Here is a 15,508-nt window from a genome sequence, read left to right on the forward strand (position 1 = left end):
CAAGCTCCTACTGTTCGTCGAGTTCTTCGTAATGGCGGAAGATGCCATCCTCGTTGAACTCCATCCGCTGCTCGCTGGCGAGATAGGCGGTCAGGCCTTCGATATCGGGTACGGCGGCTTGCAAGGCCTCAAGATTGGCCCAGGTGCCCTGCATCTGCGCCATATAGTTGGGGAACGCGAAGTCGAGCCCCTCCATCAGCTGAAACAGACTGGTGTCGACATGGCTCCACTGCTCGCCCAGCATGAACGGGCCGCCATTGGCGGCCAGCGCATTATCGAAGTGAATCAGGTATTTGGGCAGCCGCGTGGCGCGCAGGTCGGCGGCCTTCTCGTAGGCCGCGTCCATCTGGTCGGCATAGTAGAGGCCGGGCGCGATGGGGTGGTGCGTGCCGTGGATCTCCTCGACCAGATCGGCAATGTCCATCTGCAGCTGCATCAGCTTCAGGTCGGTGGCGAGATCGCCCGAGCCGAGCCCCTCCTTGTCCGACAGATAGAGCAGGATCAGCGCGGTCTGCCCGATCACCACCTCGTCGTCGACCAGATAGGGCGGGGCGAAGGGGCGGATGCCCTCGCGTGCGTGCAGGTCTTCCACCAGCGCATCGGCGCCATCGGTGCGCGCGACGTCCTCATATTCGAGCTCGGCGGCTTCCATGAACAGGCGCACGAATTCACCGCGCCCAGGGATGCTTGGCCAGTAGAACAGCTGATAACTCATGCGGCTATTCTCCTGGCGCCGATGCCTTGATCGCGAGCGCGTGGACCCGGTCGCCGGGGATATCGCCAAGCGCCTGATTGACCATGCGCTGGCGCATCACGCGGCTCACACCGGCGAACTTGGGGCTCTCGATGATCACGGCGAAGTGCGATTCGCCGCTGCCATCGTCGCCCGAGTGGCCCGCATGGTGCGCGCTCTCGTTGATCACCTCGAGCCGGGTGGGTTGCAGGGCCTCGGTAAGGAGGGTTTCGATCTTGGATTGCATCGTTTCGGCCATGTGGCCCCATGTAGGGGGCTTTCCTTTGCCCGCCTAGGCCCCCATCATTATGCGAATGCGGCAAACGAAGTTTCATGGACGGATCGAGGACAGCGCTCGATCCTGCGACTACCCCGGATGCGAAGAACCGGGCGAATTTAGAGCACCCGGCTCGCGCGGGCACGGGTTCGACGGGCCGGGCGACTATCGCTGGTTCTGCCTCCAGCACGTGCGCGAGTTCAACGCGGGCTACGACTGGTTCGACGGCATGAGCGCCGACGAGATCTACGAAGCGCAGGCCCCGGCGGCGGGCTGGCGGCGCGAAAGCCCGAGCTTTCGCGGTGCGGCGCATTTCGCGACCCCGCGTTGGGCAGACTTCGAAGACCCGCTCGACGCTATCGGTGCGCGCGCGGAGGGCATCCGTAACGCCGCCCGTGCCCGCGGCGAGCGGGCGCAGGCCGAGGCGGCGCGCGCGGTCCGTTTCTCTGCCCGCGAACGCGAGGCGTTACAGGTGATGGGTCTCACGCAGGAGGCGGACAAACCGCAGCTTCGCCGCCGCTATTCCGAGCTGGTGCGCCGCTATCATCCCGACCGCAACGGCGGCGACCGAAGCCACGAAAACCGCCTTCAGCGCGTGGTGGAGGCCTATCAGGTGCTGCGCCGCGCGAACGGCTTTTCCTGAGCTATCAGGCGGGTATTGCGCCCATACTGCTGGCATAGGCCGGGCGCTCGCGCAGCCTTGCTGCATAGGCTTCGAGGTTCTCCCCAGCCGGGATCGAGCCGAACCGCAGCCCCCAGTCGACCTGGCTGCCGACATAGACATCCGCCATGGTGAAGCGCGCGCCGCAAACGTAGTCACGCTCGGCAAACCAGTCGTCGAGCATGGCCGCGACCCTTTCGAAGCTGCCGTAGCCAATGGTCATTTCGCCGCGTTCGCCCTCGGGCACCCAGCCTGCCGCCTTGTTCGACACTGCCGCTTCCACCGGCCCTGCGGCAAAGAACATCATGCGGAAATAGTCGGCCTTCTCGTCATCGCTCGGCAACAGCGCGGGCGCGGCCGTTTCGGCGAGATAGTGGCAGATTGCGGCACATTCGCTCACCGCAAGATCGCCCTCGGGCCGGTGGTGGAGGAGAGCGGGTACCTTACCGAGCGGATTGGCCGCGAACAGCTCGGCTGGTTTGTTGTCCCACTCAACAGGAAAAATGGCGTAATCGGCGCCTGCTTCCTCAAGCGCCCACTTGGCAATCAGTGCGCGGCTCATTGGATTGAAAAACAAAGTAAAATCGGCCATCGGACGCTCCGCGAATCAAGAAGAACAAATATGGAACAAGACTAGCGCTAGGAGGCTTCCGGTCAAGCCTGTGCCTTAGTCGCGGTCAGGCGCTCCGGGCGGGAACAGCTTGCGATAGGGGCGCGCTTCGTCGATGCAGTGGATCACCGGCTGGTACGACAGCAACTCCGCCCGCAGGCCTTTCACGCGTGCGCAGGCATCGGGAATGGGGCAGACCCAGTCGGCATAGAACAGGCTCGGTGCCGCAGCGCAACTCGCGAGCGAGAAATGCGCAGGCAGAAGGTTGCCCTCGAACCAGTTTTCGAGCCAGCCGTAAGCCCGCAACAGGCTCGCACTGGCGCCCTCGATCACCGCCGGATCGGTCGCTTCGGCCATATGGGCGAGCACGATCTCGGTCGTCGGTGCCATCACATAGTTGTCGAACACCCGGTCGAGCATGCGGGCGGCGACCGCGTCGTCCGGATCGGACGGGATCAGCGGCGCATCGCCGGGATGGGTCAGCGCCAGATATTCGATGATCGCGCTGCTCTCGATCACGATGGTGTCGCCGTCCTTGAGCACGGGGAACTTGCCCGCCGGGTGGGCAACGGCGACGAAGGCCGAATTGTCCGGATGGCCCGGATCGACCATCTTCAGGACGTGCGGCGTATTGTTGGCAAGCAGCGCAATGCGTGCTTTCCAGGTGTAGCTTGAGAAGGGGTGGCCGTAGAGTTCGAGCATCGCAAGGTCTCCGAGTGCGCCGAGTCTTTCGCTGCGACTGGCGCGACGATAGGCCGGTTGATCGGGATTTGCGTGCCAGAATTTGCCTAGGCCCCCTCGGCCACGAAAGCGAGAAGCGCGCCGCCGGGGTCTTTCGCCACAACAATGCTCTCGCTGCCCGGCACCGGGTCCGGTGCCATCACTACAGTGCCGCCGGTCGTTTCCACGGCAGTGCGGGTGGCGGCAAGATTGGCGACCCGGAAGTAGCACAGCCATGACGGCGGGAGGTCGGCAACGCCCATGGTGCTGATGGCGGCGATGCGCTGCTCGCCCGTGCCAACCATCCGATAGAAATGTCCTTCTGGCATGGGGATGGCGTCCAGCTCGGTCCAGTCGAACAGGTCGATGTAAAATGCAACCATGTTCTCGCCGGATACCTTGTTGCGCTCGTTCCAGGCACAGCGGCCGACAGCGCCGGGTGCGAACACCGTGCTTTTCGCATCGGGATCGTCAGCGGGTGGCTGGGGCTTCATGACATAGAATGGTACACCTTCAGGGTCGGACACCATGGCCATTGTTCCGACGCCCGTCATTGCCTGCACCATCCACACCTTGGCGCCCTTCGCCTCGGCCAGGTCGCACCAGGCCTGAACGTCATCGACGTCGAAATAGGGCAGCCAGCCGGGGCTTGCTCCACCCGCGAGCATTGCCTCGGTAAGAGTGAGGACCCCTCCCTGAAAGCTGCCATCGGAACGCGCAATCATGCGGTAATCGCTGCCGTTCGGCATGACATTGCCGCTAGCGGAAATGTCCCAGCCGAGTGTTGCCTTATAGAACGGCGCCACGGCGGCGGGTTCGGGAGTCATTAGTTCGTACCAGATCGGAAAGCCGACCACGATCAGCGCCCCATCGTGAAGATCGGAGTGAAACCATCGAAGATCATGCGCATCCCATCAAGTGGCAGGTCATCCATCGGTTCTTCCCAGAAGCCGTCGCTGGTCATCTTCTCGTGGCGGTATCGGCGGTCGCCTTGTCGGGCCAGACCATCCAAGAAAACACGATTTTCTCGCCCGCCTCGGCCTTCACCGATTTGCGGAAGTCGGTCACCTTGCCATCGGCGACGTCCTCCTCCCAGCACTCGGCTATCTCGGTCACGCCCAATTCGGCAAACTTGCGGCCGCTTTCTCGGCAAGCGCGAAGTAGGCCTCCTGCTTGCCTTCGGGTACGGGGATCAGGAATCCTTGGATGTACATCGATGTCCTCCCAATCAGGCCGGTGCGTTTTCGTCGGCGAAATCGGCGAGTTGCCCAGCGAGGGCACGCTGGTAGGCCGGGCGGGCCTTGCCTCGCTCGACATAGGCCACGAGGGCGGGGAAGGCTTCGATCAGCTTTCCGCCAATCGTGCGCAGGATGAAGGTCAGCATAATGTCCGCGATGCTGAACTCCTCTGCGATCCACTGATTGGCACCCAGGGCATCGGCCACGCGCGTAAGACGCTTCTCGGCAAAGGGCGCGAGCGCCTCAGAAGCGGGCGCGGCCCAATCGCTATCGCTATAAAACAGAGGAAACGTCGTGACGTTGCGCAATGGCGGTTCGACAGCGTTTACGGCGGCAAACAGCCAGCTTATTGCCTTGGCGCGACCAGCAGCATCGACGGGCAGGAACTGGCCCGATTTCTCGGCCAGATGTAGCAGGATCGCGGCCGCCTCGAAAATTTCGACCTCGTCGTCGCGATAGGCAGGCACTTGGTCGAACGGGTGCCAGCCGACGTATTCCGGACCGCGTGGAGTTTTCGCGTCGAGCAGTTCGACCTCATAGTCCCGCCCGATCTCCTCGAGCATCCAACGCACCGGAAGGTCGCGGACATTGCCACGTGCGAATTCGGGTGCCCATGAGAAGGCGGAAATGGTGATTGGGGCATTTGCAGTCTGCGGCATCGAGCGGCCTCCAAATACGTTCGTCTGATGAATGCGACCTCTCGCGAATCGTTCTGCTTGCCTTGATTGCGACCTGTGGTTACAGAATACAACTATGAAATTGGAAAAAACAAGTGATCGGTCGGAAAAGGTGCACGGGCGGTGGTACCGCGACGCCTGCGGCATGGCTATGACGCTGGAATTCCTGGGAGAACGTTGGTCGCTCCTGATTGTGCGAGAGCTGCTACTGGGGCCGCGCCGCTTCTCCGAACTGCGTGCCGACTTGCCCGCGATTTCCGCCCGGGTGCTCACCGAGCGGTTGAACGGGCTCGCGGAGACGGGTGTTTTGCAGAAAGTATCCTTGCCGCCTCCCGCCTCAACGGACGCCTACGAGCTGACCCAATGGGGCTATGAGGCCGAGCCGATCATTCGCGAGATGGTGCTGTGGGCGATGCGTTCCAGCCAGCATGACGGGCACCTCCCTATGAGCGCCACGGCCTTCGCGCTGACCTTGCCGATGACCTTCGATTCTGCTCGCGGCACGGAGTCTCGCGGGCTGACGCTGGGGCTGGAGATCGGACATCACCGTTTCATTGCCTGGGTCGCGGGGGGAACGATTATCGTCAAGCGCGGCGATACCTCGGCGCAGGACGTGATCGTGCGCGCCGAGAACGGAAATGCCATGCTCGCGCTGTTCTATGCCCGGATGCCGTTCGATGTCTGGCTCGCGGGAGCAGAAGGCAGGGCGATTTCGGGCAAGAGCGAGCAGCTTTCGCAGCTTATCGCGACGCTTGGCTGGCCCGAGAAGATCGCCGCTTGAACGTGTGCGCTGCAATAGCGTGTTGCGGCAACCATGCCGCATCGCTAGTCAACGCCACGAGATGAACGAAATCACCAAGACTCACGAAACCGACGGCACCGTGATGGCCGCTCCCGACATCGAGCTCGACGTGCGCGAGACCTTCGGGATCGATGTCGACATGAAAGTCCCGGCCTTTTCCAAGGCGGACGAGCGCGTGCCCGATACCGATCCGAACTACGTGTTCGACCCGGATACCACGCTGGCGATCCTCGCGGGCTTTGCGCATAACCGCCGGGTGATGGTGCAGGGCTATCACGGCACCGGCAAGTCGACCCATATCGAGCAGGTCGCCGCCCGCCTCAACTGGCCGTGTATCCGCATCAACCTCGATGCCCATATCAGCCGTATCGACCTCGTCGGCCGCGACGCCATCGTGTTGCGCGACGGCTTGCAGGTGACCGAATTCCGCGAGGGCCTGCTGCCTTGGGCACTCCAGCACCCGGTGGCGCTGGTGTTCGACGAGTATGATGCGGGTCGGCCTGACGTGATGTTCGTGATCCAGCGCGTGCTGGAGCAAGCGGGCAAGCTGACCCTGCTTGACCAGAATCGCGTGATCCGCCCCGATCCGAACTTTCGGCTGTTCGCCACGGCCAACACCGTGGGCTTAGGCGATACCAGCGGGCTTTATCACGGCACGCAGGCGATCAACCAGGGCCAGATGGACCGCTGGAACATTGTTGTCGGCCTGAACTATCTGCCCGCCGAGACCGAGCGCAAGATTGTTGGCGCCAAGACCAAGCTCGACGATGCGGTGGTGGCGAACATGATCCGCGTGGCCGATCTCTCGCGCCAAGGCTTCATCAACGGCGATATCTCGACCGTGATGAGCCCGCGTACCGTCATCACCTGGGCCGAGAACACCGAGATTTTCGGCAATGTCGGGCTCGCGTTCCGGCTCTCGTTCCTCAACAAGTGCGACGAGGCCGAACGGATGCTGGTGGCCGAATACTATCAGCGCGTGTTCGGCGAGGACTTGCCCGAGAGTGCGGTCCGTCAAGGCTGATCGTCCCGGGCCGTCTACGGGGCAGGGCAGTTCAGCCTTGCTTCAGACGGCGCGCGCCCATAGTGTGTTGCTGTGACAATACACTCGTCTGATCCCGATGTGGCCCTTTTCATCGTCGCGTAGGTCTGCGTCGGCGGGCGAGCGGCGCGTTCCGCGCGATCTTGCGCTCGAGGATGCGCCGTGGTCGCCCTATGCCGATCTCGACGACGATGACGATCTCGCGTATCGCCCACGCGGGCCGCGCCAACCGTCCTATCTGCCGCCGGCCCCGCCCAGACGTACGACGCTAAGAGGGCGGATCTGGGACCGGATCGCCGCGCGCGGCTGGCTCTGGTGGTTCGGACGGATCAGCGCGGCCGTGGCGCTGGTGTTCATCCTGCTGGTCGCCTGGCTCGCGATCACCGCGCCGCTCAGCAAGTCGCTGCAACCGATCGCCGCGCCGCAGGTCACGCTGCTCGCCGCTGACGGCACGCCGATTGCGCGCAAAGGCGCGGTGGTGGGCGAGCCGGTGGTGGTGGCGGATTTGCCGCCGCACGTGGTCGAAGCCTTCCTCGCCATAGAGGACCGGCGCTTCTATTCGCACTGGGGTGTCGACCCGCGTGGGATTGCCCGCGCCGCCCTCACCGGCACCGGTGGCGGCTCGACGATCACGCAGCAGCTTGCCAAGTTCACCTTCCTCAGCCCCGAGCGCACGCTCACCCGCAAGGCGCGCGAGGCGCTGATCGCGTTCTGGCTGGAGGCCTGGTTGACCAAGGACGAAATCCTCGAGCGCTACCTCTCGAACGCCTATTTCGGCGACAACATGTATGGCCTGCGCGCGGCCAGTTTGCATTATTTCTTCCGCAAGCCGGAAAACCTGAAGCCTGAGCAGGCGGCGATGCTGGCGGGCTTGCTTCAGGCGCCGAGCCGCCTTGCCCCCACGCGCAACCCCGATCTTGCCGCCGCGCGCTTCATGCTGGTGAAGAACGCGATGGTGGCCGCGGGCTATATCACGCAAGGCGAGGCTGATGCGATGAACGTGCCCAAGCTCGACGTGCGCGAGCGCGAGGAGATCCCCACCGGCACCTATTTCGCTGACTGGGCGCTGCCGCAGGCGCAGGCGAGCGGCGCGGAGGCCTATGCCAGCCGCACGATCACCACCACGCTCGATTCGCGCTTGCAGAACATCGCCCGCCGCGTCACCGAACGCGCGCCGCTCGGCTCTGCGCAGGTGGCGCTGGTGGCAATGCGGCCCAACGGCGAGGTCGTGGCGATGATCGGTGGCAAGGACTATGGGCAAAGCCCGTTCAACCGCGCCACGCAAGCGCGCCGCCAACCGGGCTCGACCTTCAAGCTGTTCGTCTATCTCGCCGCCCTTCGCGCGGGGTGGCACCCCGGCGATACCGTCGACAATACCGAGTTCACGACCGGCTCCTATCGCCCGGGCAATGCGGGTGGCCACTATTCACCGACGATCACGCTGGCCGATGCCTTTGCCCAAAGCTCGAATGTGGCGGCGGTGCGGCTGGCGCAGGAAGTGGGGATTGATGCGGTGATCGAGACTGCACGCGACCTCGGCGTGACCTCAGACCTTCCTGCTGGCGATCCGAGCCTGGCGCTGGGCACCAGCACCATGACGCTGCTCGAACTGACCAGTGCCTATGCCGGGGTGGCAGGCAATGCGTTCCCGGTCGAGGCCCATGCCTTCCCCGAGGAGGAAGAGGGCTGGTTCGACTGGTTGTGGAACGGGAAAAGCTCGCTCGGCTTCGGCGACCGTGAGGAGATGGAGACCTTGCTGCGCGGGGCGATCAACTCGGGCACGGGCCGCGCGGCGATGCTTTCCGGGCCGAACTTCGGCAAGACCGGCACCACGCAGGACAATCGCGACGCGCTGTTTGTCGGCTATGCGGGCGAGGGCGACGACCGGCTGGTGGTCGGTGTGTGGATCGGCAACGACGACAATTCGCCGCTCGACGGTGTCCACGGCGGGGGCCTGCCCGCACGCATCTGGCGCGACTTCATGACCAGCGCGATTGCAGGGCAGGGAGTGCCCGCACGCGAGATCCCGCGCCCCGATCCCTCCGGTCCGGTCCAGCCGCTCGATGTGCCGACCGATGGCGAGTTCCCGATGGGCGACGGCACCCGGCTCATTATCCGCGATGGCGAGGCGGTGATCGTGTCCGATGTCGATGGCGTGCCGGTCGAGGCGACCATCGGTGATGGCTCGCTATCGGTCGACATCGACGAGGAGGCGGTGGCCCGTCGCCTGGTCGAAGGCGCGCGCCAGCAGGCGGCGGAGCGGCTTGAAGATGCCCGTCAGCAGGGCGAGCGTGCGATAGACAACGCGCGTGAGCCTCCGGCCGAAAGCGGCGCGGGGCCTTAAGAACGCAAGCGCTGCTGCTATCGCGGCGCGCGCCTTACGAGTGCGGAACCTGGTTGCCGCCACCCGGGCGAACGGGCCGTCGGGACGGTTGCGGGGCCGGTGCGGGCTCGGCGCTGGCATTCCCTGCCATGGCCGTATCGACGGCGGACAAGCTGTCCGAAGTCTCGTCGCCAAGCGAGGACATCAGAGCGATCAGGCCGACTGCCACCAGGGCGGCAAGGGCCACATATTCGATGGCCGATGTGCCGGTCTCGTCGCACCAAATGCTGTTGTTCGTCATTGCCTTAGCTCCAGGTTGGCGTCCGTCTTGCCACAAGACGGTTAACGTTCCGCTAGGGGCTCACTCATTCAGCTTGTGGCGAAGGAGATTGGCTTGCTCGAAGCAATGCTGAGGCGGAAGGCAAGGGCTGGCGGTTTCCTCGCTTCCTTCGAACGGCGGAGCAGGCGCGAGAGAGGGAGTCTTCCGCGCCCACCCCACCTCCTGCGCTACTCGGAGCGCAAGGCGTCTATGGCATCGATTTGCTTCTGCAGTTTCCGTGCGCCCATCCTGCTGAGCAGCCACCAGCCGATAAAGGCAAGCGGTACGATGCTCACCTTGGCAAGCACGCCAAACCACTCGGACGAGCCGATCTCGGGAGACAGCGCCAGCGGCGCGAGCATCATCACCGTCAGGCCAGGCGCGAAGGGCAGCAGATACCAGAAGAAGATGTCACGCAGGGCATCGCGCTGGCGCACAAGCTGGCGGCGCTGATGATCGAGCACCGAGCTCAGGCCGCTGTCCGCGGGCGAGGCCAGCGGGTTGGTGCGACGATGCAATTGCCACAAGGCGACCACCGTCCCGACCATGAGCAGGCCAGCCCCCAGGCGAATAAGGTTGGGCGGAATGACGGTGGGCGTCCATGGAAACGGTCCGAACAGCGCTATCCAGCCAAACCACAGCAGCACGATCAGCCCGGCGATATATTCGCAAGCGTTGCGTCGGCGGATCTTGCGCTCGAACGCATCGCTCTTGGCGCGCAGGTCCTCTATCGATGGCATGGTCGTCTCTCCTCCAATTGCCTGCCAGGACTGACGAGCCGCTTCTTCGGGCGTCATGATCCGATCTCCTTGTCCGAGTAGGGTTTTGCCAGCAGCGCTTTCAGCCGGTGGACGCGGCTCGATACGGCGGTGGCGGAAAGGCCCGTGACCTCGCCGATTTCGGCAGCGGTCAGGTCTTCGAGGTACAGCAGCATGACCTGCCGGTCGGTCGGGGCGAGCCGGTGGATCGTGGCCATGAGCCGGGCGACCATTTGCGCTTCGCCGGTCTCGGCTTCGGGATCGTCGGGCGCAACCAGAGCGTCTAGCGCATCGAGCGTGATGGTGGCTGTCGCACGCGTTCTGCGGCTGCGCTGGACATGGGTGACCGCGACATTGTGCGCGATCCGATAGACTCAGCTGCGCAGCGAGCATTGCCTTTCGAAATAGGCGAAGCTGCGCCACAGGGCCGCGTGGATTTCCTGGACCAGATCACGCGCCAGTTCGCGGTCGGCTTCATAGCCGCGTGCGAGACGCTCGATCGCCGCGGCATATTGCTGCATCGCCGCGCGATACTGCTCGTCCTGTCCTGCCGCCGTCGAATGCACCGCACTCTGCCTCCTGTTTCAGGCAAGGTAGTCGCCCGGCAGCAGAGTTTGTCACAAGGTGGTGCGCAATATTTTTGGCGTGCGCTATCCGTCGATCAGATCGAGATAGGCCACGACATCGTTATCGGTGGCGAGGAACAGCGCGGCCTGCACCTCTTCGGGCTGCTGCGCGGCCATGGCCATCGCCTCTGCCAGCGTGCCGTACATCAGCGTTTCCGCCGCGCCGCCCTCTGCCTCGTGGTCGAGGTGATAGAGCCGCACCGTCGCTTCGGAATAGGTCGAGCGCATCAGTCGTCCTTCTCTCGCTTCGCCCCGTCGAGAAGATGCATGGCGCGGTCGCACTCCTGCTGGCGGAGAGCTTTCTCGGCCTTGGTCTGGCCGAACTTCGCACGGTTGGCCTCCGCCTCGCGGACCTTGTCGGCGCGCTGCTTCGCCTTGCGGGCGGTGCGCAGGTTGATCACTTCGGCCATCAGTCGCGGCCTTCGGGGTAGGAGATCGCCATCACCTCCCACTCCTTCTCGCCGCCTGGCAGGCGCACCGTCTTGAGGTCGCCCACCGCCGCACCGCGCAGCGCGCGGGCGATGGGGGTAGACCAGCCGACCAGCCCGCTCCCGGCGTCCTGCTCCTTGTCGCCGACAATGGTCAGCGTGCGTTCTTCATCGTCTTCATCGGCAATCGTAACCTTGGCACCGAAGAACACCCGGCTCTTGTCGGGCTGCTGCGCTGGATCGATCACGCGGGCATGTTTCATCACCCTGGCGAGATAGGACAGCTCGCGGTCGATCTCGCGCATGCGCTTGCGGCCATAGAGATAGTCGCCATTTTCGCTACGATCGCCGTTGCCAGCGGCCCAGCTGACGATCTCGACGATCTCGGGCCGCTCTGTGCCGAGCAGGTGATCGTAGCGCGCCTTGAGCGCGGAAAGACCGGCTGGCGTGATAGGGCTGGTCTTGTCGGGCGTCACGGCGAGCGCCTCCTTTTCTGAAGATAGCCGACTTTTTAAGCCATTATATATGCTTAGAAAACTGGGTCGGGTTTCTTAAGCTTTGTTACGCAAACCGGAAAGATGGTTTCTGTTTCGCCTCGCAAGTGTTCCGGCTGCAAAAACGGTGCGGCGTTTCCCTATGCGCTGCGAACCGCCTTTCAGCCCATCTATGATTTGAACGACGGGTCGGTCTTCGCCTATGAGGCGCTGGTGCGCGGCGAGCAAGGCCAGGGTGCGCCCGACGTACTGGCCTTGGTCGATGACGAGAATCTCTATGCTTTCGACCAAGCCTGCCGCGTCACCGCGATCAGGCAGGCCGTAGCCGCCGGGTTGCTTGATGGCGAGGCTCGGCTGTCGATCAACTTCATGCCCAACGCTGTATACTCGCCGATGGCCTGCATCCAGCTAACGCTGAAAACCGCGCGCGAGGTGGGCCTTGCCGAAGACCGTCTGATCTTCGAGCTTACCGAGAACGAACGCGTTGATACCGCTCACGTGAGTGAGATTGTCGCGGCCTATCGCGCGCTGGGCTTTGCCACCGCGATCGACGATTTTGGCGCAGGTTACGCAGGACTCAACCTGCTGGCGAATTTGCAGACCGATCTGGTCAAGCTCGACATGGAGCTCGTGCGCGGGATTGACCGTAGTGAGCCGCGTCGACAAATCGTCTACGCCATTGTGCGCCTGTGTGAACAAATGGGGCGCCAGATCATTGCCGAAGGGATTGAAACCAAGGCGGAGCTCGACGTGCTTCAGGCCATGGGGATCAACCTGGTGCAGGGCTACTATCTGGCGCGTCCGGCGCTGGGGCGCCTTGCCCCGCCACTGTCGCTGCAACCGAGGCGGCTGGCGGTCTAACGCAGGAACTCGCTCACCCCGCGCGGGTTCACATAGCTTGCCTGATCGGGATAGAGCTGCTCGTAGACCACGGCATTCTCGATCACGCGCTGGACGTAATTCTTGGTCTCGTAGAATTCGATCTTCTCGATCCATTCGAGCCAGTCGACCGCGCCGGTGCGTGGATCGCCGTTGCTGCGCAGCCACTTGTTCACGTTGCCCGGCCCGGCGTTGTAGGCAGCAATCGCCAGCGGATAGCTGCCGTTGTAATAGCGTATCAGCCGCTCGATATGGTTCGAACCGAGCTGAATCGAATACTGCGGATCGGAAATCAGCCGGTCGGCAGAGAAGGGCACTCCGGCAAAGCGGGCTTCCTCGCGCGCGGTGGCGGGCATGAACTGCATCAGGCCGCGTGCCCCGGCATGGCTGATCGCGTTCTCGGCAAACTGGCTCTCCTGCCGGGCGAGGGCATGGACCATGGTCCAGTTGACGCCCGCAGGGGTTTGCACACGCGGGTAGCCGGTGCGGGTGAAGCCCGAATAGCCGTCAGCCTGTGCGGCCTCGCCAAGGATCACGGCCAGATCGCGGCGACCGATATCGCGCGCAAGGTCCGCCACCAGCACATGGTCTTCGAGCGTTTCGGCCTGTTCGGCGATGGCGCGATAGAAGCGGATGCCAGTCGCCCAGGGCGCATCGCGCGCTACTTCAGCCACCGCCTGCGTCAGCGGCTGGGCGTTGAACCGCGCGCGCGCCTCGGGCGAGGGTGTGACAGCGGGCGTTCCGGCGAGCGTCGGGATTGGGCGCCCCATCCGCTCCAGCGCGAGCTGACCATAAAAGCGGTCGGGGTACTCCGCAGCCATCTCGTAGTAGCGCGTCGCCTCGGCGCTGTTGCCCGCCCGGCGCATCGCTTCGCCCGCCCAGAAAAAGCCTTTCGAGCGCGTCTGCGGCGTGCGCGCGGCGGCGCCATACTGGTAGAACAGCGGCGCGGAGGAAGTGCCATCGCCCAAGCGCCACAGCGCGTTGGTGCCGCCGGCCCACATCAGCGAGGTAAAGTCGTCGCGCAGGCGGTATTCGCCCTGCGAGATGTCGGTGCCCGGCGCAAAGGCTTCGAGCGCGCGGGTGGCGATCCGCACTGTGTCGCTGGACGAGGCGGCGCGACCGAGTGCGAGCAGTTCGGTGATCCAGGCGGTCTGGTCGAGCGGCAGGTGCGACAGGGCGGGGCCGTTCGCGACCATCGCGATGGCCTCCTCGGCGCGGCCTTCCTGGCGCAGTTCGCGGCTACGGTTGAACAGATAGCCCGGATCGCTGAGTGCGCCGGGCGCGTCGGTATAGCCATCGCCGCCTTGCAGGATCGCGAGGCGGGCGGCGAAAATGCGTCGTTTCGACGGAGCCACGCGGTCAAGCTGGCGTTCGGCGGCCTCCTTTTCGCGCTGCCAAAGCAGGGCATTCATGCGGCGGTCCTGATCGTCCTGCGTGAAGTGATGGCCGTTCATCGCCATCAGAGCGGCTTCGGCGGTCGCGCTCATCTCGCCGCCGCGCCATGCCTCGCGCGCCAGCATTTGCGACCGCGCCGGATCGCGCCCCATCAGCGCCAGCGCATAGTGCGCCTTGGCGAAGTTGGTGACCGGCGGATAGGTCGCGAAATATTCGAGCAGCGCCGCTTCGGGCACGAATTCGCCGCGCAGCCGCTTCTCTGCGCGTTCGCGCAGCGTTTCTTCATCAGGGAAACCGGGGTTGGCGAGCAGGAACGAGGAATATTCGGCAAAAGGCAAGTTGGCCTGCCGGTCGGCATAAAGCGCCTCCCAGCGACTGATCTGCGTGGCGATTCGCCCTGGCTGTGAGGCAACCAGCGTGGCGCGGGCACTGTCCCAGTCGGCAGCTCCCTGCGCCAGCGCCATGCCGGGGCACGAAATCGCCAGCGGGGCGATCAGCGAATAGATGGAATGTCGAACCATGCTGGACATTGTACCGGCCCTCTCCTTATCAGGCCCTGAATGACCGGCTCCGGACCTTGGTTCCGGACACCGGCCTTGATGATAACGAATTTGTGCAAGTGCGAGGAGCCAACCAATAATGTTTTCCGGATCAATTCCAGCCCTTGCCACGCCATTTGTCGACGATCGCGTCGATGAAGAGTCCTATCGCCGCTTTATCGAGTGGCAGATCGAGAGCGGCTCTTCGGCGCTGGTTCCCTGCGGCACCACTGGCGAAAGCGCCACGCTCGACAACGACGAGCATCACCGCGTGATCTCGATCTGCGCGGAAGTTGCCAACAAGCGCGTGCCGGTGATCGCCGGGGCGGGCTCGAACGACACGCAGACCGCGCTATGGCACATCAAGGAAGCCCAGCTTGCCGGGGCCGATGCGCTGCTGCTGGTCGCGCCCTATTACAACCGTCCTGGCCAGAAGGGCCTGCTTGCGCACTTCTCATATCTGGCCGAACGTGCCGACCTGCCGATCGTGCTTTATAACGTGCCGGGCCGCACCGTGACCGATATCCTGCCCGAGACAGTGATCGAACTGGCGCGGCGCTTCCCCGGCAAGATCGTGGCGCTGAAGGATGCCAGCGGCGATCTCACTCGCGTGGTGACGCAGCGGATGGGTGCAGGGCCGGACTTCTGCCAGCTTTCGGGCGACGATCCGCTGATGCTGGCGGGCTATGCGCTAGGGCAGGTCGGCTGCATCTCGGTGACGGCCAACGTCGCGCCGAAGCTGTGCGCCGATTTCCACGCGGCGGCAGCGGCAGGCGACTATGCGACCGCGCGAGAATTGAACGAGCGGCTCTATCCGCTGCACCGGGCGATGTTCGCCGATGCCAGCCCGTCGCCGGTCAAGTATGCGCTCTCCAGACTGTTCGACTGGTTCGCGCCCGAAACCCGCCTGCCGATCGCGCCGATCTCGGACGAGGCCAAGGCGGCGGTGGATGCGGCGATGGACGGGGCCGGGATCGCCTGATCCCT

General features: G+C 64.2%; 21 protein-coding genes. 6 read left to right on the plus strand and 15 right to left on the minus strand.

Translation table 11 applies throughout. The annotated features are described in order from the left end of the window. Positions 1–7: 7 nt before the first annotated feature. Positions 8–715, minus strand: a complete 708-nt coding sequence (locus ABDJ38_RS06985; protein ID WP_346784360.1) for a glutathione S-transferase — start codon at positions 713–715, stop codon at positions 8–10. A 4-nt stretch (positions 716–719) separates the two neighbouring features. After that, complete coding sequence (locus tag ABDJ38_RS06990; protein ID WP_346784362.1) at positions 720–992, minus strand: BolA family protein; 273 nt, start codon at positions 990–992, stop codon at positions 720–722. A gap of 55 nt (positions 993–1,047) precedes the next feature. On the opposite strand from ABDJ38_RS06990, the gene ABDJ38_RS06995 reads away from it, so the two are divergent. Beyond that, a complete protein-coding gene (locus ABDJ38_RS06995; RefSeq protein ID WP_346784363.1) occupies positions 1,048–1,653 on the plus strand; it encodes a J domain-containing protein in 606 nt (201 codons plus the stop codon). A gap of 4 nt (positions 1,654–1,657) precedes the next feature. Here the strand turns inward: ABDJ38_RS06995 and ABDJ38_RS07000 are convergent, their stop codons facing one another. The 5 genes from ABDJ38_RS07000 to ABDJ38_RS07020 all read right to left on the minus strand — a co-directional run bounded on the left by ABDJ38_RS07000 (position 1,658) and on the right by ABDJ38_RS07020 (position 4,898). Further along, positions 1,658–2,263 carry a glutathione S-transferase family protein gene (locus ABDJ38_RS07000; protein ID WP_346784364.1) on the minus strand — a complete coding sequence of 202 codons (606 nt, stop codon included), beginning with the start codon at positions 2,261–2,263 and terminating at the stop codon, positions 1,658–1,660. Positions 2,264–2,338: 75 nt separating this feature from the next. After that, entirely contained in the window at positions 2,339–2,983 is a 645-nt protein-coding gene (locus tag ABDJ38_RS07005; RefSeq protein ID WP_346784365.1) for a glutathione S-transferase family protein, read from the minus strand. An 86-nt stretch (positions 2,984–3,069) separates the two neighbouring features. Continuing rightward, a complete protein-coding gene (locus tag ABDJ38_RS07010; RefSeq protein WP_346784366.1) occupies positions 3,070–3,858 on the minus strand; it encodes a VOC family protein in 789 nt (262 codons plus the stop codon). Positions 3,859–3,961: 103 nt separating this feature from the next. After that, a complete protein-coding gene (locus ABDJ38_RS07015; RefSeq protein ID WP_346784367.1) occupies positions 3,962–4,117 on the minus strand; it encodes a DUF1428 family protein in 156 nt (51 codons plus the stop codon). A gap of 112 nt (positions 4,118–4,229) precedes the next feature. Beyond that, positions 4,230–4,898, minus strand: coding sequence for a glutathione S-transferase family protein (locus ABDJ38_RS07020; protein WP_346784368.1), 669 nt, complete (start codon positions 4,896–4,898; stop codon positions 4,230–4,232). A 163-nt stretch (positions 4,899–5,061) separates the two neighbouring features. On the opposite strand from ABDJ38_RS07020, the gene ABDJ38_RS07025 reads away from it, so the two are divergent. From ABDJ38_RS07025 to ABDJ38_RS07035, 3 genes are all read left to right on the plus strand, one after another. Next, a complete protein-coding gene (locus tag ABDJ38_RS07025) occupies positions 5,062–5,697 on the plus strand; it encodes a winged helix-turn-helix transcriptional regulator (RefSeq protein ID WP_346784369.1) in 636 nt (211 codons plus the stop codon). 61 nt (positions 5,698–5,758) lie between these two features. After that, the gene (gene cobS, locus ABDJ38_RS07030) at positions 5,759–6,742 is read left to right on the plus strand and encodes a cobaltochelatase subunit CobS (RefSeq protein WP_346784370.1); all 984 of its coding nucleotides are present in this window, start codon (positions 5,759–5,761) and stop codon (positions 6,740–6,742) included. Between the two features lie 97 nt (positions 6,743–6,839). Next, complete coding sequence (locus ABDJ38_RS07035) at positions 6,840–9,104, plus strand: transglycosylase domain-containing protein (protein WP_346784371.1); 2,265 nt, start codon at positions 6,840–6,842, stop codon at positions 9,102–9,104. Positions 9,105–9,138: 34 nt separating this feature from the next. Here the strand turns inward: ABDJ38_RS07035 and ABDJ38_RS07040 are convergent, their stop codons facing one another. From ABDJ38_RS07040 to ABDJ38_RS07070, 7 genes are all read right to left on the minus strand, one after another. After that, complete coding sequence (locus ABDJ38_RS07040) at positions 9,139–9,384, minus strand: Flp family type IVb pilin (RefSeq protein ID WP_346784372.1); 246 nt, start codon at positions 9,382–9,384, stop codon at positions 9,139–9,141. 206 nt (positions 9,385–9,590) lie between these two features. Then, positions 9,591–10,199: a hypothetical protein gene (locus ABDJ38_RS07045; protein WP_346784373.1), complete on the minus strand. Its 609-nt coding sequence runs from the start codon at positions 10,197–10,199 to the stop codon at positions 9,591–9,593. After that, positions 10,196–10,393 (minus strand): RNA polymerase sigma factor, encoded by a 198-nt coding sequence (locus ABDJ38_RS07050; RefSeq protein ID WP_346784374.1) that lies wholly within the window; start codon positions 10,391–10,393, stop codon positions 10,196–10,198. Before ABDJ38_RS07050 ends, ABDJ38_RS07045 begins: the two co-directional genes overlap by 4 nt. Before the next feature lie 141 nt (positions 10,394–10,534). Then, on the minus strand, positions 10,535–10,726 hold the full coding sequence (locus ABDJ38_RS07055) for a sigma factor (RefSeq protein WP_346784375.1): 192 nt from the start codon (positions 10,724–10,726) through the stop codon (positions 10,535–10,537). Positions 10,727–10,810: 84 nt separating this feature from the next. Continuing rightward, on the minus strand, positions 10,811–11,014 hold the full coding sequence (locus ABDJ38_RS07060) for a hypothetical protein (protein WP_346784376.1): 204 nt from the start codon (positions 11,012–11,014) through the stop codon (positions 10,811–10,813). Continuing rightward, complete coding sequence (locus ABDJ38_RS07065; RefSeq protein ID WP_346784377.1) at positions 11,014–11,196, minus strand: DUF4169 family protein; 183 nt, start codon at positions 11,194–11,196, stop codon at positions 11,014–11,016. Before ABDJ38_RS07065 ends, ABDJ38_RS07060 begins: the two co-directional genes overlap by 1 nt. Next, positions 11,196–11,690, minus strand: a complete 495-nt coding sequence (locus ABDJ38_RS07070; protein WP_346784378.1) for a GreA/GreB family elongation factor — start codon at positions 11,688–11,690, stop codon at positions 11,196–11,198. The genes ABDJ38_RS07065 and ABDJ38_RS07070 overlap by 1 nt, the downstream gene beginning before the upstream one ends. 102 nt (positions 11,691–11,792) lie before the next feature. Between ABDJ38_RS07070 and ABDJ38_RS07075 the strand changes: the two genes are divergently transcribed. Continuing rightward, on the plus strand, positions 11,793–12,569 hold the full coding sequence (locus ABDJ38_RS07075; RefSeq protein ID WP_346784379.1) for an EAL domain-containing protein: 777 nt from the start codon (positions 11,793–11,795) through the stop codon (positions 12,567–12,569). On the opposite strand, the gene ABDJ38_RS07080 is transcribed toward ABDJ38_RS07075, so the two are convergent. Further along, entirely contained in the window at positions 12,566–14,512 is a 1,947-nt protein-coding gene (locus tag ABDJ38_RS07080; RefSeq protein WP_346784380.1) for a lytic transglycosylase domain-containing protein, read from the minus strand. The two genes, ABDJ38_RS07075 and ABDJ38_RS07080, sit on opposite strands and share 4 nt — an antisense overlap. Positions 14,513–14,621: 109 nt before the next feature. On the opposite strand from ABDJ38_RS07080, the gene dapA reads away from it, so the two are divergent. Next, positions 14,622–15,503: a 4-hydroxy-tetrahydrodipicolinate synthase gene (dapA, locus tag ABDJ38_RS07085; RefSeq protein ID WP_346784381.1), complete on the plus strand. Its 882-nt coding sequence runs from the start codon at positions 14,622–14,624 to the stop codon at positions 15,501–15,503. Positions 15,504–15,508 lie beyond the last annotated feature (5 nt).

This window comes from Aurantiacibacter flavus (assembly GCF_039710615.1).
In the GTDB taxonomy this organism is placed as follows: domain Bacteria; phylum Pseudomonadota; class Alphaproteobacteria; order Sphingomonadales; family Sphingomonadaceae; genus Alteraurantiacibacter; species Alteraurantiacibacter flavus.